Here is an 18,989-nt window from a genome sequence, read left to right on the forward strand (position 1 = left end):
GGATTCGGGATCACAGTAAAACACGAGTTTTCCCATAGGTGAGGGTTTTCGGGGCCACACAGCCACGAAACCCGCGCGGCGTATGTCGGCACAGTTTTCTGCCTGTGCAGACATAGGTGAGAATTTGCAGGACCTGCTTCGCGCCCCGATTCTGCCCATCTTTTGGGCAGATTTGGCGAAAGGTGAGGTTTCACGGGACTCCACGGGAATTTGCCGTGAGGATTTCCGGGACGCGAACGCCATTTTGCACAGCAAAAGTGCGCTCCAGAGCCTGTGATGCCCCAAAGGTGAGGTTTTTCGGGAGGGAAATGCGGGTTTTCCTGCTCCGATCTCCTTAAGGTGAGCTTTTTCGGGGCATGGACCACAGGCTGCGACTCGACTCACAGGTGAGATTTTTCAGGAGCCGGATTTGCTGAAAAAATGGTCAAAGGTGAGGCTTTTCGGGAGCCGTGACCGGCCGAATTCGCCGAAAAGCCCGCCAGGACTGGAAGAAATCCCGTTTTTGCTGTGCCACCTTTTGGCACAGGTGAGATTTTTCGGGGGCCGACATACGGTTGTCGTATGAAGGATCTTGGTCGAAAGGTGAGGCTTTTCGGGGGAACCCTGCGCTGCACAGCCAAATGCCTTCCATGCATAAGTATCGGAACCGATTGGGATTTTTGATACCGCGCCGGTTACGGTGAGGTTTTTCGGGAGCCATTTCCGTGCCCGCTGCTGTGCCGCATTTTCTCCGAAAGGTGAGCGTTTTCGGGAGCGGTTGGCAGCCAGTCCCGCGTGTGTCGGGCCTTCGTCGGCATCCGGTCGAATCAACAGACTGTGCCTGAGGTGAGCATTTTCGGGACCGGACACGATTCGGCACTGTACAATGCGCGCCCGGACTGGCCGAGCGCCCGCCGATCGGGCCGCACGTGCCGGTTTCGCCGGCGGTTTTGCGCGTGTCGAAGCCGAACCGGTCTTCCGGGGAGCCGTGCCTGTACATGCATACAGGCCGATGTGCGACGCGAGGCGAGGAACGGCTGTGCAATTGCGACCCCGTGTCGGACTCACGGCTGTGAAGTCGCAAAATTACGACAAATCGAAAGGTGAGCCGATACGGGAGCCAATTTCGCACGTGTCGCGCACAGGTGAAATTCTGTGAATCGGCGCATGCCGCGGCACGTCTGGAAGAGTCCGGAACGCCGCACTGGCGGACCGGTGAGCCTTTTCGGGAGCGGTTCGGGTGAGCGCCGTTTTGCCGGCGCGCTTCACCGGCTATGGTGAGCATGTCGTTCTGGACGCACATCACCGCAGGCGCTATCCTTCCGGGAAACTTCTCCTCCGACCCGACGTATGGCCACGACGAAGCGCGCCAAGAAAACCGATGTGGATGTGGTGAGTGCCAGTTCAGCCGAATTGCGAAAGGCCGTCGAGGCGATCGCCATTCAGCCGAAGAGCGGCAAGATCACGCTCCTCACTCGCAAGCTGTTCAATGTCCTGCTGGCCGTCGCGCAGCAGGCCGACGACTCGGGCGACACGTATCGCGCGCTGCTGTCGGACATCGTCGCCAACTCCGCTTTCGATTCGAACGACACCGCGTTGGTGAAGGAACACCTGCGCCGCATGGTGTCGGTGCAGGTCGAATGGAGCACGGGCACCTCGAGCCAGAAGCCGGGCCGCAAGTGGGGGATCTCCACGCTGATCGCCGATGCGGAAATTCTCGAGGATCCGACGACCCGCCGCGTGTGGGTCGAATTTTCGTTCGCACCGAAGATCAAGAAGAAACTGCTCGACCCGGTCCAGTATGCGCGCCTGAGCCTGCAGTTCCAGAGCCAGCTGCGCAGCAGCGCCGGTCTCGCGCTGTACGAGATCTGCGTGCGCTACCTGACGAACCCGAGCCACCTGACGATGCGCGAGCCGTGGGAATGGTGGCGGCCGATCCTGTCGGGCACGCCCGACACGGAAGCCGGCGACGAAGCGAAGCGCGAGTACAAGTACTTCAAGCGCGACTACCTGCGGCCCGCGATCGCGGAAGTCAACGCGGTCACCAACATCTTCGTCGAGCTGATCGAGCATCGCGAAGGGCGCCGGGTTGCCGAGATCCAGTTCCGCGTGACCGAGCGCAAGCAGCCGATGCTCGCGCTCGACGAACACCCGAACGTGTTCGACAGCACGCTGGTCGACCGGATGGTGAAGCTCGGGATTCCGCTGAAGGAAGCGCAGACGCTCTATGCGGACAGCGAGGAAAACCGGATTCGCGCCGCACTGCAGATGACCGAGCAGCGGATGCGCAGCACGACGCTGCCGCCGGTGCGCAGCGCGCCGGCGCTGTTCAAGGATGCGCTGAAGAAGGGGTATGCGCCGCCGGTCGAGTCGGTCGACGCGCTGCCGGCCGGCATGCCGTCCGCGAAGGTCGCGGCGGCGCAACCGGACGATCTGAAGGCCCGCCTGCTGAGCGAGTTCGCGGCGTTCCGTCGCAAGGAAGCGAAGGTGCTGTACGAAGAGCAGGGTGACGCGGAGCGTGAAGTGGCGCGCGAGTCGTTCGAGTCGGAGGCATTGCCGACGATGGGCTCGCATCTGCGCGACGACTGGCGCAAGCGCGGCCTCGATTCCAAGCTGGCCGAGACGGCCTTTTTCGACTGGCTGGCGCAGAAGACCTGGGGCGAGCCGACGGATGGCGATCTGCTGTCGTTCACGCTGAACCAGTCGCGGGCCGCTTGAGGCCCGCTCAGGCCCGTTGACGGGCCGCCGCCGGTCCTAACCGTGCCTGGGTGGGGCCGGCGTCCTCATCGGGCCCTGCCGGCCGCTTCCATCACTCCGACAACAGCATCCGCTCGAGCTGCTCGAGGATCGCGTCACGCTTGTCTTTCGGGAGGCCGCGCAGGCGCAGTTCGATGCGGTCTTCGCCATACGACTTCAGGTCGCCGACCGACTTGCCGCCGAGCTTGATCTCGAGACGCTGCGCATAGCGCTGACGGCCCGCGGCCTTCGGCGTCTCCTGCGCCGCGACGCGGCCCTTGACGATGTCCGACACCTGGCGCGTGCTGAGATCGTCCGACACGATCTTGTTGATCAGCCGCAGCGTCGCCTCTGTGCCGCGCGCATTGTGATAGCGGCCGACCTGATAGGCCATGTTCGACCCGAAGCGATCGGGGCGCGCGACCATTTCCTGCATGATCGCTTCCGGCAACTTGCCGATCGACAGCGCGACGGCCACCGTCGACTCGTCGAGACCCAGATGCTCGGAGAGTTCTTTCTGGCTCTGGAAATGCTTTTCGTCGAGGAAGCGTCGCCACACGACGGCGTTGTCGAACACCGTCTGCGAATCGCGCTGAACGTTGAGATCGTAGCCGAGCTTGTAGCTCTGGATGCCGATCGGCACGTCGATCACGATCGCCTTGACCGACTCCTTGTTCGCCTCCTTCAGCGCCCGCACGCGACGGCCGCCGTCGCTCACGAAATACGTGCCCGGATTGTCGTAATCGGGGATCACGTGGATCGCCTGCTGCTGCCCCTGCTTCGCGAGGTTGACCGCGAGTTCGGCAATCGACGACTTCAGGTAGAAGTGACGCGGGTTGAACGGGCTGTGCTTGATCGCCTTCAGCGGGAGCTCGATCACCTGCCCCGGCGCATAGCGATTCTCGAGGCGCCACGCGCGATATTGCTGCGATTCGTCGATCGACGGATCGATCGTGAATTCCGGAGCAGGCGGCGGTGCGATGTCTTTCTTCGTGGATTTGGTTGGCGCGGCGGCGGGCGTCTCGGACTTGACGATGCCATCGATCGCATTGAGCCGATCAAGCGCCGTGCGCTTTTCGCTCGTCGTGATATCCGGGCGCGCTTGGAATCCTTTGGCAAATTGGGAAGGTTTCATGTGACTCCTTTATGCGCATAAAGTCAGGGCAGCATGGCGACGATTTCGTCGGCACATGCGCGAATTTCGGCGGCGGCCAGCTTGCCGCCGCGATCGTTCATCTGCAGGACGGTCTGACCGAGCGCCATCGCCTGCTTGTACGCTTCCCGAGTCGGAATCTGCGTCTTCAGCAGCGGGAAGCCGAGTTCCTCGAGTGCACGCTTGAGCTCGCGGGTCAGCATGCGCTTCTCTTCGGTCTTGTTCAGCAGGAAGACCGCGCGGAGGTCTTCGTTCATCACCTGCGCCTGCTGAATCAGCTTGACCAGCCCGACGCTCGACCAGTAATCGGCCGGCGACGACGATGTTGGGATCACGGCAATCGATGCGGCCAGCAGGACGACGCCGGAGACTTTCTCGGTGATCGACGGCGGGCAGTCCACGACGATGATGTCGTAGTCGTTGATGAACTTCTTGATCTCGCGATGGATCTGGCCGTCGGCTTCGGCAAGATTGACGACCGGAAACGGGATGCCGTTGTCGCTGTCGCCGGATGCGCTCGACCAGTGAACCAGCGTGTTTTGGCGGTCTGCGTCGATGACGAGGACGCGCTTCCCCTTTTCATGGAACGCGGCGCCGAGATGCATGGCAATCGTGCTTTTGCCGACGCCGCCTTTTTGTTGAGTGACTGCAATGATTTCCGCGGCCAATTTTCACTCCTGTTTGGGTCGTTGGAATTCTACAGGACGATATTTGAATTTCAATGAAATTGTCGTTCAACAACTACGCGTTGGCCATTCGGGCTATCGGTTTATGCGCATAAACGAGATGATGGCGATGGGTGGCGCGGTTGAGTGTTGTGCTGGCGACGACGAGGCGGATGCCGAAGGCAGACCGCTCGATGTTGACCCTCGCGACTATTGTGTCGGAGCGCCGCTCGTCGCGAAGATGCCTCGGTGCGCTGCCCTTTCGCTGGACGAGCGGCGTTACCTGCAAGCCGGGAGTTTGTGCGCATAAAGTCGCCGGAGGGCCGAGGCGAGTAACGCCGTCGCGGGAGCACCCGACATTCGCAAGGGAGAGGAGTGACCTGCGAGCCCGAGTGCGATGCGTGTCCACAAGGGGTGTGGTTGAGAGGAATGACACGCATCGAGGCAACGTCCGGTCGGGCCGCAGTGTTTATGCGCATAAACCAGACGCAACGGGTGCGCGCGACGAAGTGCCCGCACACGGAAACCTCGCTCGGATCAGTCGCGCGACGATGCCGTGGCAGGCCGGCCTATCGATACAGCGATTGCCGGGTGCTGTATCGCTTCGACATGTGTCCCGACCCGACCTAGCGTCACGCCAGTATCTCGCTCGACGATCACGGGCTTTATGCGCATAAACCAACCGCCTTGCTCACCATCATGCATGCCTTCCGAACAGGCAGCGCCCACGAAGCATTGGCTGGGCTAACCGCGATTCCTCGTCCGCGAAGCACGCCGCCCCGACTTTATGCGCATAAACAGAACCACTCTTTGAGGCGTCTTCCCGGACCTGACGCACGTCCCTCTCCCGATCATCGCGCATCGCCAAACCGAACCGTCTCAGCGACCTGTCGAAAGGAAAGCCACCCCGATCTCGGTCGAACCACCCCACCGAGCGCCCGATGCAGACTGGCTACAATACAGGGCTCCACCATCCAGGCTTGAATGATGATCACGATCTACCACAACCCCCGATGCTCGAAGTCCCGCGAGACGCTGACGTTGGTCGAGTCGCTGAATACCGCCGGCGCGCCGCTGAACGTCGTCGAGTACTTGAAGACGCCGCCGACGGTCGAGGAACTGGAAACGCTGCATCGGCAGCTCGGCCGTCCGGTTCGCGACATGCTGCGCGACGGCGAGGAGCCGTACCAGACATTGAATCTGGCCCGCGCAGATTTGACCGACGCCGAAGCCTACGCGGCGATCGTCGCTCATCCGATTTTGCTGCAACGCCCGATCGTCGTGTACCGAGGCAAGGCGGCCATCGGTCGCCCGCCCGAGTCGGTGAAAGCGCTGTTCGAATAATTCTTGCCCGGCGTATTTTTCTTATTGCGCCAACGTGGCCGGGTCCAACCCGGCACACGCAACGGCAGTCCAGGCCGACGCGATCGCCGGGCAATCTGCTCGCCGCCGCCGGAACGCTACGTCGACACCGCGGCGCCTACGCTCCACCGGGCGACCCATCGTCATCGTCCGGGCCTTGCCCCGCCGCCGCTTTCGCGGCCGTCCGCAACAGCGCGATCTGTCCGCGATAGGCGCGGCATCCGCTGCAGGTCGGCAAATGCACGCGCACCTGCAGGCGCTCGTGCAGCGTCAGATGCCGGTCGAGCGCATCCGACAGCAGTCGTGTCACGTCAGTACATTTCCCCGGCAGCATCTTCGGTCGTCATTCCTTTTTCGCTCAGGCAGGTTCGCAGGCGCGTACGCGCCCGGTACAGCAGCACGCTGCAGTGATTCGTCGTCAACGTCAACTCGCTGCAGATGTCCGCGATCTCGACGTCGAGGAATTCGCGCATCATGAACACGCGTCCGATCTGCTCGGGCAGATGGTCGAGGCAGACCTGGAACAGCGTCCAGAACTGCTGTTGCTGCAATAGCGTTTCGGGTTTCGGCCACGGTCGCGGTTTCGCATGCGCGGCCCAGTGTCCGTTCTCCTTGAACAGTTCGCGATCGAGTACGGATTCGCCGTCGAGCTCCGCATCGAGCGCGCTCAGGCTCACCATCCGCTGCCGTGCGCGCAGCACGTCGATCAGCTTGTTGCGCAGGATGCCGAATACCCAGGTCTTGTGCGCCGACAGCCCGGCGAAATCGCCGGCATGCGACCACGCGGCGGCCAGCGCTTCCTGCACGGCGTCTTCGGCTGCGTCGGCATCGCGGAGCTGGAGTCGCGCGAAGCGCAGCAGGTCGCGCCGCAGTTGCGCGAGATAGGTGGGGTCGTCGTATGCGGACGGCATGTCTGGTTGGCAGTGTCTCGAAGCGAATCGCGCGAGTGTCGCGCAGCGGGCGCGTCGCGGTGCGAGCAGCTTACTGGGCGCGGTGCCGGCCTGCAACGCAATGTTCCGTCACGAATTCACGAAACCGGCCGCCGCGCTGCGCTATGCTTGCCGAACCGTGTCGCGCGTTGTCGCGCGCGTCGACATCGCCGCGCGGCGGCAATCTGTAACGTCGGAACATAACGGTCGAGTTATCCACAATTTCTGTGGAAAACCTTGTGGAAAGTCGGCCGGACGGCCCCGTGGGACGGCTCGCGGGCTGGCTTGCCTATAAACAGACCTTTGTCGCCCGTTCGGAAGCAATCGATCCGATTCCTCACTCACCGGAAGGAGAATGCCATGTCCTATCGTATTGCGGTCGTCGTCGGCAGCCTGCGCAGCGCTTCGACGAACCGCGCGCTCGCGCACGCCGTGATCTCGCTCGCCCCCGCCGATTTTTCGTTCGAGTTCGTCGAGATCGGCGAGCTGCCGCTGTACAGCCAGGACTACGACGCGGATTTCCCCGAAGTCGCGAAACGCTTCAAGCAATCGATCGAAGCCGCCGACGCGCTGCTGTTCGTCACGCCCGAGTACAACCGGTCGATTCCGGGCGTGCTGAAGAATGCGCTCGACTGGGGCTCGCGCCCGTGGGGTTCCAACTCGTGGTCGGGCAAGCCGGGCGCGGTGCTCGGCACGTCGCCGGGCGCAGTCGGTACCGCGCTCGCGCAGCAGCACCTGCGCAACGTGCTCGCGTACCTCGACGTGAAGACGCTCGGTCAGCCCGAGATGTTCATCAAGCACGATCCGGCGCGCATCGACGACCAGGGGCAGATCGTCAGCGAGGACACCCGCAAGTTCCTGCAGGCCTTCGTCGATCGCTATGCGGGCTGGGTGCGCCTGCTGAAATCGGCCTGACGTCGGCGGGCCGATCGACGCGCCCGTTCACGCCGTCGCGCCGGCCGCACGCAGTCGGTCACGCGCCGGTGTGTCGTGCGTCGCGCGCTTCGCGGATGCCCAGCAGGATCTCGTCGAGCAGCGCGATGTCGAACGGCTTCGACAGCACGCGGACGTTGACGGTGCGCGTACGGTCGAGTTCCTCCGCGTAACCCGTGACGAGAATCACGGGCAGCTTCCCCGGCCGCTTTTCGATCGCTTCGGCCAGGTCGATGCCGTTCAGGCGTCCCGGCATGTGGATGTCCGAAATCACGAGATCGAACGCGTCGTTCGCCGCGGCGCTTTCGATCAGGCGCAACGCGTCGTCGGCGGTGGGCGCATAGGTCACGCGATGCCCGAGCAGCGACAGCAGCGCTTCCGTGCCGGCAGCGACTTCGCCGTTGTCCTCGACGAGCAGCACGTGCAAGCCCGCGTGTGCGCCGCCCCCCGCGTCGTGCGCGCCGGCCGCCGGCCGCGCGACGACATCCTCGGCGCGCGCGCGCGGCAGGTACAGACGCACCGACGTACCCGCGCCGACCGCGCTGTCGATCGTCGCGAGGCCGCCCGAGCGTTCGCAGAACGCGAATACCTGCGGCAGGCCCAGCCCCGTCCCCATCCCCTGCGGCTTCGTCGTGAACAGCGGTTCGAATGCGCGGGCGAGGACGTCGGGCGCCATGCCCGAACCCGTGTCGTCGAGCGAGATCTGCACGAAATCGCCGGTCAGCGGAAAGCCGTCCTCGCGGCGCAGCGTGACGTTGCGCGCGCCGACCGTAAAGCGTCCGCCGGTCGTCATCGCATCGCGCGCGTTGACCGCGAGATTGATCACCGCGAGCTCGAGCTCCGCGACGTCGACGCGGATCGGCCAGACGCCCGGCTCGATCGAGACGACCAGCGACGACTTCGATCCGAGCGACGTCTTCAGCAGTTCGCGGCACGTGCCGACCCATTGCCCGACGTCGATCGTCTCGTTGTGCAGCGGCTGCTTGCGCGCGACGCCGAGCAACTGGCGCGTGAGCGATTGCCCGTTCTTCAGTGCGCGTTCGATCGCGTCGAGCTCCTTGTCGAGATGCTGCACGCCGCGCCGCCGCGCGATCTGCACGTTGCTCGAGATGATCATCAGCAGATTGTTGAAGTCGTGCGCGACGCTGCCGACGAGATTGCCGAGCGCCTGCATCTTGCGCGACTGCCGGTAGGCCGATTCGATCGAGCGCCGCATCGACGCTTCGGCCTGCCAGCGGTCCCACGCTTGCTCTTCCGCCTTCAGCCGCTTGAGCGATAGCCAGATCACGGACCACAGCGCGACCGACGGCGCGAACATCGAGAGGAACAGCACGCTCAGGTGTTCGTACCATTCATGCCAGATCGCCGACGTGCGGTACGCGCAGCTCACGTAGACCGGATAGCTGCCGACCTGGCGATACGCGACGATCTCGCTGCTCGCGCCGTCGTGGCGCACGCGCACGACACCCGCGCGCGGATCGTTGTGCGTATTGCCGAACGTGACCGAGCGGTCGGTGTGCGCAAGCGACGGCGGCGGCGGATACGACGCGATCACCGCGCCGTCGGAGCGCGCGAGCGCCATCGTCATCGGCGTGTTCGCGCCGCCGAGCAGGTCGCGGTAGAACGCGTTGAAATACGACGACTTCAGCGCAATCGACACCATGCCGGCGAACGAACCGTCGCTATGGCGTCGCGCGACGCCCGTGTTGAACACGGGAATGTTCTCGAGCTTGAGCGGCCCCATCATCAGCCGCGAGATGTGTTCGATGACCTTGCCGTCGCGGATGCCGGCGAAGTCGTCGCGGTTCGCGATCGACGCGTACGGCGCCGGATAGTAGAGGCTGTTGGCGAGCAGCATGCCGCTCGCGCCGAAGATCGACACGGCCGCCACCTGCGGATAACCGCCGCCGATCGTGTTCAGCGCTTCGTGGATGTCGGATTCCTTGCTGCGCACGGTCGCGTCGTCCATGTCCTGCACGAGGTCGACGATGCGCGCATCGAGCGTTTCGCTCAGGTCGAACACCTTGAGCGCATGCTCCTCGGCGACGCGCACCGTGCGCATCGTCACGTCGCTCGCGGCGGCCTCGCGCGCCTTCAGGTCGTTGTACGCCATCACCACCACGTAGATGCACGGCAGCACGATGGCCGCGACGAGCAGCACGATCAGCGTCACGCGGCGCACCGCGAAATCGTGCTCGGGGGCGCCGGACGCGTAGCTGCCGTCGTCCTGCCAGTCGTCGGCGGGAGGGGGGGCGGAAGCTTGGGGAGCGGCAGGCCGTTCGGACGTCATCGAGGAAAGGGGGTGAAGCAGAGGTGCCTGCCATCATAAACGAGTTGCGGTGGCCCGCCGTGCGGCGCCGTACGCACGCGATCCGTCGAATCCGCCCGCCGGAAACCGTCAGATTCCGTCAGATTGAAAACGCGACGAATCCGGCAGCGCAAACGTACACAAGGAAAAATTTTGCGTGCTTATCTCGAAAATGGTCGCGGCTGTTTTCGGAATGGCGCGCGATCGGACCGATTCTGTTCGAAATGGTGAAAATGGCGAGTTGCATCGCCTCCGGTTTACTCCGAGAATCGCGCCTTGCTTTCCCCTATGACAGATACATGCGCCCGCCGGCGATTGCCGCGCGGTGCGTCGCGCGCACCTGCGTCGCGGCGCCCGTGCGCGGCCGCAAGGCGGTTGCCCCGCGCCCGAAACGCATGGCATTCAAGAAATGCGCCGCGCGGTCGTTAACGCGAGAGAGACCATTCCGTATACCGCATCGCCCCATGCCTTTGCCGATTGTAATTGCCGACGATTCGCTGCTCGCTCGCAAACTTCTGACAAAGGCGCTGCCGGGAGATTGGGACGTTGACGTCGCGTATGCAGCGAATGGTCGCGAGGCCTTGGCGCTCTATCGTGACGGCAAAGCTTCCGTGATGTTTCTGGACCTGACGATGCCCGACATGAGCGGATATCAGGTCCTGGAAACACTGCGCCACGAAGATCTGAACACGTTCGTGATCGTGGTTTCCGCCGATATCCAGCCGCAGGCGCAAGCACGCGTGCGCGAATTGGGCGCGATCGCATTCGTTGCCAAGCCCGTGACGTCGGAGGCATTGCTGCCCATTCTCAAGGAGTATGGGTTGTATGCCTGAATCGGTGTTCACGGCGGAGCAACGCGACGCGTTGCAGGAAATCGCCAACCTTGCAATGGGCCGCGCCGCCGCGCGGCTTGCGTTGCTGCTCGGGCACTTCATCGAGCTGTCGGTGCCGCGCGTGCGCGTCGTGAAAGCGGCCGACGCGGGCGCCGCGCTGCGCGAGATGACGGGCATCCACGACAACGTGACCGCGGTGCGCCAGGGCTTCCGTTCCGACATCAAGGGCGAGGCGATCGTGCTGTGCCGCACGGCGGGCGTCGCGCGGCTCATGTCGGTCGTCGATCGCACGTTCGGCGACGGCGTGTACGGCGGGATGGCGACGCCGGACGAGCTCGTGTTCGACGTCGCGAACGTGCTGATGGGCGCCTGCGTCGCGTCGATCCTCGACGAACTCGGCCGCAAGCCGGTGTTCTTTCCGCCGGGGCTGCTCGGCGCGAACGTGTCGTTCGACGACGTCTTCCAGCCGAACGAACTGGGGTGGAGCGTCGCGTTGCTGCTCGAGGTGAACTTCGGGCTCGAGGATCACACGTTCCGCGCGCATTTCGTGATGTTGATGGCCGAGGATTCGATCCGGCTGATGGGCGACGCGCTCGACGCGTTGCTGTCCGCGCTATGACGGCCGCCGCCCCGTCGCTGAGCGACCTCGTGATCGAGCGAGTCGGCTTCGGCCTGTTCGTGCTCGACCGTTCGATGACCGTCCTGATGTGGAATCGCTTCATGCAGGACCACAGCGGCGTCCCGGCCGCCGACGTGATCGGCCGCAACCTGTTCGACTGCTTTCCGGACCTGCCGCGCGCATGGCTGTCGCGCAAGCTCGAGAGCGTGTTTCAGCTCGGCAGCTTCGCCTTCAGCTCGTGGGAGCAGCGGCCCTACCTGTTCCGCTTCGAGCACGACCGGCCGATCACGGGCGGCGTCGACTACATGCAGCAGGACTGCACGTTCATGCCGCTCACGCGCGGCCGCGACGTCGAGGCCGTGTGCGTGACGATCTCGGACGTCACGCACGTGAGCGTGATGCAAAGAGAGCGCGAGGAAGCGGTCGCGAAGCTGCGCGAACACGCGAATCGCGACGGGCTGACCGGCATCGCGAACCGGCGCTTCTTCGAGGCGCGGCTCGGCGACGAATTCCTGCGCTGGCAGCGCTACGGCGGCGACCTGTCGGTGCTGCTGTTCGACCTCGACCACTTCAAGACGATCAACGACCGCTTCGGGCATGCGGCCGGCGACGCCGTGCTGCGCGAGACGGCGCGCCGGGTCGCGTCGATCGTGCGCGCGCAGGATACGTTCGGCCGCTTCGGCGGCGAGGAATTCGCGCTGCTGCTGCCGTGCACGAATCTCGACGAGGCGATGCGGGTGGCCGACAAGGTCCGCGAGGCGATCGGCAGCATGCCGGTCGATGCCGAGGGCGTCGGCGTGCCGGTCACGGCGAGCGTCGGCGCCGCGTGCGCGAAAGCCGGCGCGTTGACCTGCGACGTGCTCGTCAACGAAGCCGACGCCGCGCTCTATCGTGCGAAACGGCTCGGGCGCGATCGGTCGGTCGCGTACGCCTGACCGAGCGCGCCCGTCCCGCTCAGCTTTTCGCGATGTCGGCGAGCACGCCGGCCAGCACGGCCGGCTGCGACACGAACGGCGAATGACTGCTGTCGAGCTGGTGCACGTGGGTCGGGTTGCCGGGCGCGAACGCGTCGGCTTCGTCGATGAAGCGCTGCTGCAGCGCGGGCAGGATCACGCGATCCTGCAGGCACTTGATGTAGTGGCGGTCGAGCGCGCCCCAGCGTGCGGCGCTCGTCGGGATCGCGGTCGCGAACGGCGTGGCCGGCACGTCGCAGCTCATCAGGTTCGCGACCGCGTCGAAGTCGGCCTGCGACACGTCTTCGTACAGCGCGCGCTGCATCGATTCGCGATACGCGGCGTCGCCGCTGTGCGGATCGATGCGCAGCGCACCGGCCGCGCGCGGGCTCGCGAGCATCAGCGGGCCGAGCAGCTCGCCCCGGTTTTCCGGCGCGCGCACGTAGTCGAGGCCCGGCACGCCGGACGCGGGCATGAACGCCGCGAGATAGACGAGCTTCGCGATCTTCTCCGGCGCGCGTTCGGCCGCCGCGGTGATCGCGAGGCCGCCCATGCTGTGCCCGACCAGCACGACCTTGCCGCGGCCGAGCGCGTACGCGTCGTCGACGGCCTGCATCACCTGCGTCGCGTAGTCGTCGAGCGTCGTGTTCGCGACCGGCGACGGCTCGGCGCCGAACGCGTCCTTGTCGAGCGGCCGTGCGAGATACGACGCGGGAAAGCGGGCATGGATGCCGTGCGCGGGCAGGTCGCGCGCGATCGACAGGTAGCCGCGCGCGGCGAGCGCGGCCGCCACGTGGGCGTAGCACCACGCGCCATGCCACGCGCCGTGCACGAGCACGAAAACGGGATGATCGGACTGCGGGGTGGCGGGGGCGTTCGTCTCCATGGTGTCCGTATTTTTTCGAGAAAGGTGTCATCTTAGACGAACCCGCCGGCATCGAGACGCGATCGCGCGCCCACGTTTCCCGACCGGCAACGAACCGTCCCGTTGTGTCGCGCAGGCGACATTTCGTCCGGATCCGATTTGAATTTGTGCCGAAGCGCGCTAATTTGTTGCTTTGCCTGCGATTGCGCCCCATGAACGTCGACTATCTCTTCTACCGGAAGCCGAACAAACCCGGCCCCTATTCGCTCGACGATCTGGGCGACGTCGCGCCGCCGATCGGCCCGGTCGACCAGGTGCGCGCGGGCATCGCGCGGGTGTTCGAACAGATCGACTGGCAGGAATCGCCCGACGTGCCGGGCGCGTGGTTCGGCACGGGCGGCGCGGTTTTCCAGTTCACCACCGAGCCCGACGGCCGCGTGACGAGCTTCATGGGCTCGCGCCTCGAGCGCCGCTCGATGCTGCAGCTCACCCGCGAAATGGGGCTCATCGCACTCGATCTGCAGCGCGACATCGTGTACGGCTGACGCGCCGCGCGGCGTCCGTTCGCCAAAGCGGGCCGCACGCGCGCCAGACGGCGCTCGGCACCCCGCCCCACCTGGCGCGTGTCCGCCATCGAACTTCAAAGATTGCTATACTTTCGGCCAATTCCGGCTTCCGGCCGGTAATTTGTGCCTGTCTGCGTCGATCGTTCGCATATCTCGCACGCATTTGACGCCCTGACCATCCCAGCCGGGCATGGCTTCTTCAATCGCCCCGCGTGGGTGTCTCCGTGGAGCTCGTCTTGGCCGTTTCCCATTCCGTCGTGGACGAACAAGAAACCGACGCCGCTGCCGTCACATCGGGCAGCTCCTTCTATCTGGCGATGCGCATCCTGCCGGCCGCGCAGCGCGATGCGATGTTCCAGGTCTACGCGTTTTGCCGCGCGGTCGACGACATCGCCGACAGCGACCTGCCGCGCGCCGAGCGCAACGCGGGCCTCGATCGCTGGCGCGCGGACATCGACGCATGCTTCGCCGGGCGCCCCCCGCGCCACCTGGCCGCGCTCGATCGCGAGATCCGCGCGTTCAACCTGCAGCGCGCCGATTTCCACGCGATGATCGACGGCATGGCGATGGACGCGGAGCAAGACATCTGCGCGCCCGACGAACCGACGCTCGACCTCTTCTGCGATCGCGTGGCGAGCGCGGCCGGCCGGCTGTCGGTGCGCATTTTCGGGATGCCGGAAGCCGAAGGGATCGCGCTGTCGCACCACCTCGGCCGCGCGCTGCAACTGACGAACATCCTGCGCGACATCGACGACGACGCGGCGATCAACCGGTGCTACCTGCCGCGCGAACTGCTCGCGCGCGAAGGCATCGCGATCACCGATCCGGCGACGATCGTGCGCGATCCGGCGCTGCCGCGCGTGTGCGCGACGCTCGTCGAGCGCGCGCTCGAGCACTTCCGTCAGGCCGACGCGGTGATGGACACCTGCCCGCGTGCGCAGGTGAAGGCGCCGCGCATCATGTCGGGCGCGTATCGCTGCATTCTCGACGCCGCGATCGCACGCGGCTTTGCCGCGCCGCGCGCGCCGTTGCGCAAGCCGAAGGCGCGCATGCTGATGATCGCCGCGCGCTACGCGCTGTTCTGAGTCGGCCGACGCGATGCCCAGAACCGTCCACGTGATCGGCGCAGGACTCGCGGGCCTGTCGGCCGCGGTCGAACTGCAACGTCGCGGGCGGCGCATCGTGCTGCACGACGCGCACGCACACGCGGGCGGCCGCTGCCGCTCGTGGTTCGACGGGACGCTGAACACGACGCTCGACAGCGGGCTGCACACGGTTTTCGCGGGACAGCCCGCGACGCAGCGCTACCTGCGCGCGATCGGCGCGGCCGATCAGCTCGCGGGGCCCGCGCTGGCTGAATTCCCGGTTGTGGACATCGCGTCGCAGCAGCGCTGGACGCTGCGTTTCGGCAACGGCCGCTGGCCGTCGTGGCTGTTCGATGCCGCGTCGCGCGCGCCGGGCACGACGCCGCTCGACTACCTCGCGCTCGCCCCGCTCGCGTTCGCGCGCACGGGCCGCTCGCTCGCGCAGACGATGCGATGCGACGGCGTGCTGTGGGATCGCTGGCTGCGGCCGTTTTTCGTCGGGGTGCTGAATATCGAGCCGCGCCACGCGAGCGCCGAACTCGCGCGCGCCGCGCTGTGCGGCACGTTTGCGGCGGGCGGGCCCGGCTGCCGTCCGCTCGTCGCGCGCCGCGGGCTCGGCAGCGCGTTCGTCGAACCGGCGCTGCGGATGCTGCAGCACGGCGGTGCGCAGATCCGCCTGAATTCGCGGCTCGACGCGTTCGAATTCGGCGCGCACGGCAATGCGGTGGATGCGGTGTCGGTCGGCGGCGAGCGCATCGATCTCGCGCCGGGCGACGCCGTCGTGCTGGCCGTGCCGCCCGAAGTCGCGCAGCCGCTCGTGCCCGAGCTCGCCGCGCCCGATACGTTCAGCGCGGTCGTGACCGCGTATTTCGCGCTCGAGAAGCCGGCCGGCGATCCGCTGCAGACGACCGTCGTCAACGGTGTCGTCGATGCGGTGCGGACCGGCGACGGTCTGCTCGCGGCGACGATCCGCGATGCGGGCCGCTGGCTCGACCTGCCGCGCGACACACTCGCGCGACGCATCTGGGAAGACGTCGCACGCGTGAGCGGCACGAACCCGGAAACCATCCCCGCGTGGCAGCTCGTCGTCGAGCCGCGCGCGGGCTTTGCGGCGGTGCCGTCGCAGGAAATGAAACGGCCGGCCGTGCGCACGCGCTGGACCAATCTTGTACTCGCGGGCGACTGGATTGCCACCGGCTTGCCCGCCACGATCGAGGGCGCGATCCGTTCCGGCCAGCTGGCCGCGGACGTGCTCCAGACGCAATAAACAGAGGGACCGATGAACGATCTCACCGAAATGGCTACCTTGTCCGCCGGCGCCGTGCCGGCCGGCGTCGACGCGGCTGTCGCGCGTGCGACCGACGCGCTGCTGGCCGCCCAGCAACCGGACGGGCACTGGGTCTACGAACTCGAAGCCGATTCGACGATTCCCGCCGAATACGTGCTGCTCGTCCACTATCTTGGCGAGACGCCGAACCTCGAGCTCGAACGGAAGATCGGCAAATATCTGCGCCGCATCCAGCAGGCCGACGGCGGCTGGCCGCTGTTCACCGATGGCGCGCCGAACATCAGCGCGAGCGTGAAGGCGTATTTCGCGCTGAAGGTGATCGGCGACGACGAGAACGCCGAGCACATGCAGCGCGCGCGCAAGGCCATCCATGCGATGGGCGGCGCCGAGATGTCGAACGTGTTCACGCGCATCCAGCTCGCGCTGTACGGTGCGATTCCGTGGCGCGCGGTGCCGATGATGCCCGTCGAGATCATGCTGCTGCCGCAGTGGTTCCCGTTCCACCTGTCGAAAGTGTCGTACTGGGCGCGCACCGTGATCGTGCCGCTGCTGGTGCTGAACGCGAAGCGTCCGCTCGCGAAGAACCCGCGCGGCGTGCGCATCGACGAGCTGTTCATCGATCCGCCCGTCAACGCCGGGCTGCTGCCGCGCCAGGGGCACCAGAGCGCCGGCTGGTTCGCGTTCTTCCGCGTGGTCGACCATGCGCTGCGCGCGGTCGACGGCCTGTTCCCGAGCTATACGCGCGAACGCGCGATCCGTCAGGCCGTGTCGTTCGTCGACGAGCGCCTGAACGGCGAGGATGGCCTCGGCGCGATCTATCCGGCGATGGCCAACGCGGTGATGATGTACGACGTGCTCGGCTATGCGGAAGACCATCCGAACCGCGCGCTCGCGCGCAAGTCGGTCGAGAAGCTGCTCGTCGTGCACGACGACGAAGCGTATTGCCAGCCGTGCCTGTCGCCGGTATGGGACACGTCGCTCGCCGCGCATGCGCTGCTCGAAACCGGCGATGCGCGTGCGCAGGAAGCCGTGCTGCGCGGCCTCGAATGGCTGCGTCCGCTGCAGATCCTCGACGTGCGCGGCGACTGGATCTCGCGTCGCCCGCACGTTCGGCCCGGCGGCTGGGCGTTCCAGTACGCGAACGCGTATTACCCGGACGTCGACGATACGGCCGTGGTGGTCATGGCGATGGATCGCGCGCAGAAGCTCACGCAGTCGGACACGTATCGTGAATCGATGGCGCGTGCGCGCGAATGGGTCGTCGGCATGCAGAGCAGCGACGGCGGCTGGGGCGCGTTCGAACCGGAAAACACGCAGTACTACCTGAACAACATCCCGTTCTCCGATCACGGCGCGCTGCTCGATCCGCCGACGGCCGACGTATCGGGCCGGTGCCTGTCGATGCTGTCGCAGCTCGGCGAGACGCCGCTGAACAGCGAGCCGGCTCGCCGAGCGCTCGATTACATGCTGAAGGAACAGGAGCCGGACGGCAGCTGGTACGGCCGCTGGGGGATGAACTACGTGTACGGCACGTGGACCGCGCTGTGCTCGCTGAACGCGGCCGGCCTGACGCCGGACGATCCGCGCATGAAGCGCGCGGCGCAGTGGCTGCTGTCGATCCAGAACAAGGACGGCGGCTGGGGCGAGGACGGCGACAGCTACAAGCTGAACTATCGCGGCTTCGAGCAGGCGCCGAGCACGGCGTCGCAGACGGCGTGGGCGCTGCTCGGCCTGATGGCCGCCGGCGAAGTGAACAACCCGGCCGTGGCGCGCGGGATCGACTACCTGGTCGCGCGGCAGAACGAAGAAGGCCTGTGGGACGAGACGCGCTTCACCGCGACCGGCTTCCCGCGCGTGTTCTACCTGCGCTACCACGGCTATCGCAAGTTCTTCCCGCTGTGGGCGCTCGCGCGCTACCGCAACCTGAAGCGCGCGAACGCGACGCGCGTCACGGTCGGGATGTAACGCGTGGGCGTGTCACGGCACAACGGCGCATTGCCCGTCATCGCGGTGACGGGGATGGCGTTCGAGGCGCGCATCGCGCGCGGCGACGGCGTCGAGGCCGTGTTCGCCGCGCGGGCCGACCGGCTCGAGCGCGCATTGACCGACGCGACCGCGCGCGGTTGCGCGGGCATCGTCAGCTTCGGCACGGCGGGCGGCCTCGCGCCGGATCTGGCGCCGGGCGCGCTCGTGATCGCGAGCGCGATCGACGGGCCGTTCGGCCGCGTGGAGACCGATGCGGGCTGGAGCACGCGGCTCGTCGCCGCGCTGCACGACACGCCGTTGTGGGCGCGTGTCGCGCGCGGCACGGTCGCGGCCGTCGGTGCGCCGGTCGTCGGCGAACAGGACAAGGCGTCGCTGCATCGCGCGAAAGGCGCGCTGGCCGTCGACATGGAGTCGCACATCGCCGCCGCCTTCGCGGCCGCGCGCGGCGTGCCGTTCGCGGTGTGTCGCGCGATCGTCGATCCGGCGTGGCGCACGCTGCCGCGTGCGGCAACGGCCGGCCTGCGCGACGACGGCAGCACGGCGATCCTGCCGATCCTGCGCGAACTGCTGAAGCAGCCGTCGCAGCTCGGCCCGCTGCTGCAGGTCGCCAGTGACGCGCGCGCGGCGCGCACGACCCTGATCCAGGCGCGGCACGCGTTCGAGCGGGCGGGCGCGATGCGGATCGTCTGAGCGGCGCGCGGCGCCGCCCTCCTTCCCGCTTTCCGGTTC

The 18,989-nt window shown here is 66.2% G+C and carries 17 protein-coding genes; 11 read left to right on the forward strand and 6 right to left on the reverse strand.

Annotated features, from left to right (window positions below; all coding sequences use genetic code 11):
* The first annotated feature begins 1,329 nt into the window (after positions 1-1,329).
* The gene (locus WT53_RS11090) at positions 1,330-2,697 is read left to right on the forward strand and encodes a replication initiation protein (protein ID WP_034205810.1); all 1,368 of its coding nucleotides are present in this window, start codon (positions 1,330-1,332) and stop codon (positions 2,695-2,697) included.
* A gap of 91 nt (positions 2,698-2,788) precedes the next feature.
* Here the strand turns inward: WT53_RS11090 and WT53_RS11095 are convergent, their stop codons facing one another.
* Positions 2,789-3,850 (reverse strand): ParB/RepB/Spo0J family partition protein, encoded by a 1,062-nt coding sequence (locus WT53_RS11095; RefSeq protein WP_060259760.1) that lies wholly within the window; start codon positions 3,848-3,850, stop codon positions 2,789-2,791.
* A gap of 23 nt (positions 3,851-3,873) precedes the next feature.
* Positions 3,874-4,536, reverse strand: a complete 663-nt coding sequence (gene parA, locus WT53_RS11100; RefSeq protein ID WP_006480195.1) for a ParA family partition ATPase — start codon at positions 4,534-4,536, stop codon at positions 3,874-3,876.
* A gap of 984 nt (positions 4,537-5,520) precedes the next feature.
* On the opposite strand from parA, the gene arsC reads away from it, so the two are divergent.
* Positions 5,521-5,877: an arsenate reductase (glutaredoxin) gene (gene arsC, locus WT53_RS11110; protein ID WP_034206293.1), complete on the forward strand. Its 357-nt coding sequence runs from the start codon at positions 5,521-5,523 to the stop codon at positions 5,875-5,877.
* A gap of 136 nt (positions 5,878-6,013) precedes the next feature.
* On the opposite strand, the gene WT53_RS11115 is transcribed toward arsC, so the two are convergent.
* Entirely contained in the window at positions 6,014-6,229 is a 216-nt protein-coding gene (locus tag WT53_RS11115) for a zf-HC2 domain-containing protein (protein WP_034205813.1), read from the reverse strand.
* Positions 6,207-6,806 carry an RNA polymerase factor sigma-70 gene (locus WT53_RS11120; protein WP_034205814.1) on the reverse strand — a complete coding sequence of 200 codons (600 nt, stop codon included), beginning with the start codon at positions 6,804-6,806 and terminating at the stop codon, positions 6,207-6,209. Before WT53_RS11120 ends, WT53_RS11115 begins: the two co-directional genes overlap by 23 nt.
* Before the next feature lie 378 nt (positions 6,807-7,184).
* Between WT53_RS11120 and WT53_RS11125 the strand changes: the two genes are divergently transcribed.
* Positions 7,185-7,739 carry an NADPH-dependent FMN reductase gene (locus tag WT53_RS11125; RefSeq protein ID WP_034205815.1) on the forward strand — a complete coding sequence of 185 codons (555 nt, stop codon included), beginning with the start codon at positions 7,185-7,187 and terminating at the stop codon, positions 7,737-7,739.
* A gap of 58 nt (positions 7,740-7,797) precedes the next feature.
* On the opposite strand, the gene WT53_RS11130 is transcribed toward WT53_RS11125, so the two are convergent.
* A complete protein-coding gene (locus tag WT53_RS11130; protein WP_034205816.1) occupies positions 7,798-10,047 on the reverse strand; it encodes a hybrid sensor histidine kinase/response regulator in 2,250 nt (749 codons plus the stop codon).
* A 482-nt stretch (positions 10,048-10,529) separates the two neighbouring features.
* Between WT53_RS11130 and WT53_RS11135 the strand changes: the two genes are divergently transcribed.
* The 3 genes from WT53_RS11135 to WT53_RS11145 are packed head-to-tail and all read left to right on the forward strand — an operon-like array spanning position 10,530 to position 12,452.
* Complete coding sequence (locus WT53_RS11135; RefSeq protein WP_011548759.1) at positions 10,530-10,898, forward strand: response regulator; 369 nt, start codon at positions 10,530-10,532, stop codon at positions 10,896-10,898.
* Entirely contained in the window at positions 10,891-11,517 is a 627-nt protein-coding gene (locus WT53_RS11140; protein WP_034205817.1) for a chemotaxis protein CheC, read from the forward strand. Before WT53_RS11135 ends, WT53_RS11140 begins: the two co-directional genes overlap by 8 nt.
* Entirely contained in the window at positions 11,514-12,452 is a 939-nt protein-coding gene (locus WT53_RS11145) for a GGDEF domain-containing protein (protein ID WP_060259766.1), read from the forward strand. Before WT53_RS11140 ends, WT53_RS11145 begins: the two co-directional genes overlap by 4 nt.
* 19 nt (positions 12,453-12,471) lie before the next feature.
* On the opposite strand, the gene WT53_RS11150 is transcribed toward WT53_RS11145, so the two are convergent.
* Positions 12,472-13,356, reverse strand: a complete 885-nt coding sequence (locus WT53_RS11150; protein ID WP_034205819.1) for an alpha/beta fold hydrolase — start codon at positions 13,354-13,356, stop codon at positions 12,472-12,474.
* Between the two features lie 191 nt (positions 13,357-13,547).
* Here WT53_RS11150 and WT53_RS11155 point away from each other — a divergent pair, with 191 nt between their 5' ends.
* The 5 genes from WT53_RS11155 (at position 13,548) to WT53_RS11175 (ending at position 18,950) form a co-directional block, all read left to right on the forward strand.
* Complete coding sequence (locus WT53_RS11155; protein ID WP_060259769.1) at positions 13,548-13,880, forward strand: hypothetical protein; 333 nt, start codon at positions 13,548-13,550, stop codon at positions 13,878-13,880.
* A gap of 257 nt (positions 13,881-14,137) precedes the next feature.
* Positions 14,138-14,986 carry a presqualene diphosphate synthase HpnD gene (gene hpnD / locus WT53_RS11160; RefSeq protein WP_034205821.1) on the forward strand — a complete coding sequence of 283 codons (849 nt, stop codon included), beginning with the start codon at positions 14,138-14,140 and terminating at the stop codon, positions 14,984-14,986.
* 13 nt (positions 14,987-14,999) lie between these two features.
* Positions 15,000-16,253, forward strand: coding sequence for a hydroxysqualene dehydroxylase HpnE (hpnE, locus tag WT53_RS11165; protein ID WP_060259772.1), 1,254 nt, complete (start codon positions 15,000-15,002; stop codon positions 16,251-16,253).
* Between the two features lie 12 nt (positions 16,254-16,265).
* On the forward strand, positions 16,266-18,239 hold the full coding sequence (gene shc / locus WT53_RS11170; protein WP_059786231.1) for a squalene--hopene cyclase: 1,974 nt from the start codon (positions 16,266-16,268) through the stop codon (positions 18,237-18,239).
* Between the two features lie 54 nt (positions 18,240-18,293).
* Positions 18,294-18,950 carry a phosphorylase gene (locus tag WT53_RS11175; RefSeq protein ID WP_052100230.1) on the forward strand — a complete coding sequence of 219 codons (657 nt, stop codon included), beginning with the start codon at positions 18,294-18,296 and terminating at the stop codon, positions 18,948-18,950.
* Positions 18,951-18,989 lie beyond the last annotated feature (39 nt).

The sequence above is a fragment of the Burkholderia sp. MSMB2157WGS genome, from assembly GCF_001532755.1.
Lineage (GTDB): Bacteria > Pseudomonadota > Gammaproteobacteria > Burkholderiales > Burkholderiaceae > Burkholderia.

What these genes read in the sequence shown, in the direction of transcription:
- WT53_RS11090 (WP_034205810.1), top strand. Translation starts at nt 1,330, where the DNA reads ATGGCCACGACGAAGCGCGCCAAGAAAACCGATGTGGATGTGGTGAGT.
- WT53_RS11095 (WP_060259760.1), bottom strand. Translation starts at nt 3,850, where the DNA reads ATGAAACCTTCCCAATTTGCCAAAGGATTCCAAGCGCGCCCGGATATC.
- arsC (WP_034206293.1), top strand. Translation starts at nt 5,521, where the DNA reads ATGATCACGATCTACCACAACCCCCGATGCTCGAAGTCCCGCGAGACG.
- WT53_RS11115 (WP_034205813.1), bottom strand. Translation starts at nt 6,229, where the DNA reads ATGCTGCCGGGGAAATGTACTGACGTGACACGACTGCTGTCGGATGCG.
- WT53_RS11120 (WP_034205814.1), bottom strand. Translation starts at nt 6,806, where the DNA reads ATGCCGTCCGCATACGACGACCCCACCTATCTCGCGCAACTGCGGCGC.
- WT53_RS11125 (WP_034205815.1), top strand. Translation starts at nt 7,185, where the DNA reads ATGTCCTATCGTATTGCGGTCGTCGTCGGCAGCCTGCGCAGCGCTTCG.
- WT53_RS11130 (WP_034205816.1), bottom strand. Translation starts at nt 10,047, where the DNA reads ATGACGTCCGAACGGCCTGCCGCTCCCCAAGCTTCCGCCCCCCCTCCC.
- WT53_RS11135 (WP_011548759.1), top strand. Translation starts at nt 10,530, where the DNA reads ATGCCTTTGCCGATTGTAATTGCCGACGATTCGCTGCTCGCTCGCAAA.
- WT53_RS11140 (WP_034205817.1), top strand. Translation starts at nt 10,891, where the DNA reads ATGCCTGAATCGGTGTTCACGGCGGAGCAACGCGACGCGTTGCAGGAA.
- WT53_RS11145 (WP_060259766.1), top strand. Translation starts at nt 11,514, where the DNA reads ATGACGGCCGCCGCCCCGTCGCTGAGCGACCTCGTGATCGAGCGAGTC.
- WT53_RS11150 (WP_034205819.1), bottom strand. Translation starts at nt 13,356, where the DNA reads ATGGAGACGAACGCCCCCGCCACCCCGCAGTCCGATCATCCCGTTTTC.
- WT53_RS11155 (WP_060259769.1), top strand. Translation starts at nt 13,548, where the DNA reads ATGAACGTCGACTATCTCTTCTACCGGAAGCCGAACAAACCCGGCCCC.
- hpnE (WP_060259772.1), top strand. Translation starts at nt 15,000, where the DNA reads ATGCCCAGAACCGTCCACGTGATCGGCGCAGGACTCGCGGGCCTGTCG.
- shc (WP_059786231.1), top strand. Translation starts at nt 16,266, where the DNA reads ATGAACGATCTCACCGAAATGGCTACCTTGTCCGCCGGCGCCGTGCCG.
- WT53_RS11175 (WP_052100230.1), top strand. Translation starts at nt 18,294, where the DNA reads ATGGCGTTCGAGGCGCGCATCGCGCGCGGCGACGGCGTCGAGGCCGTG.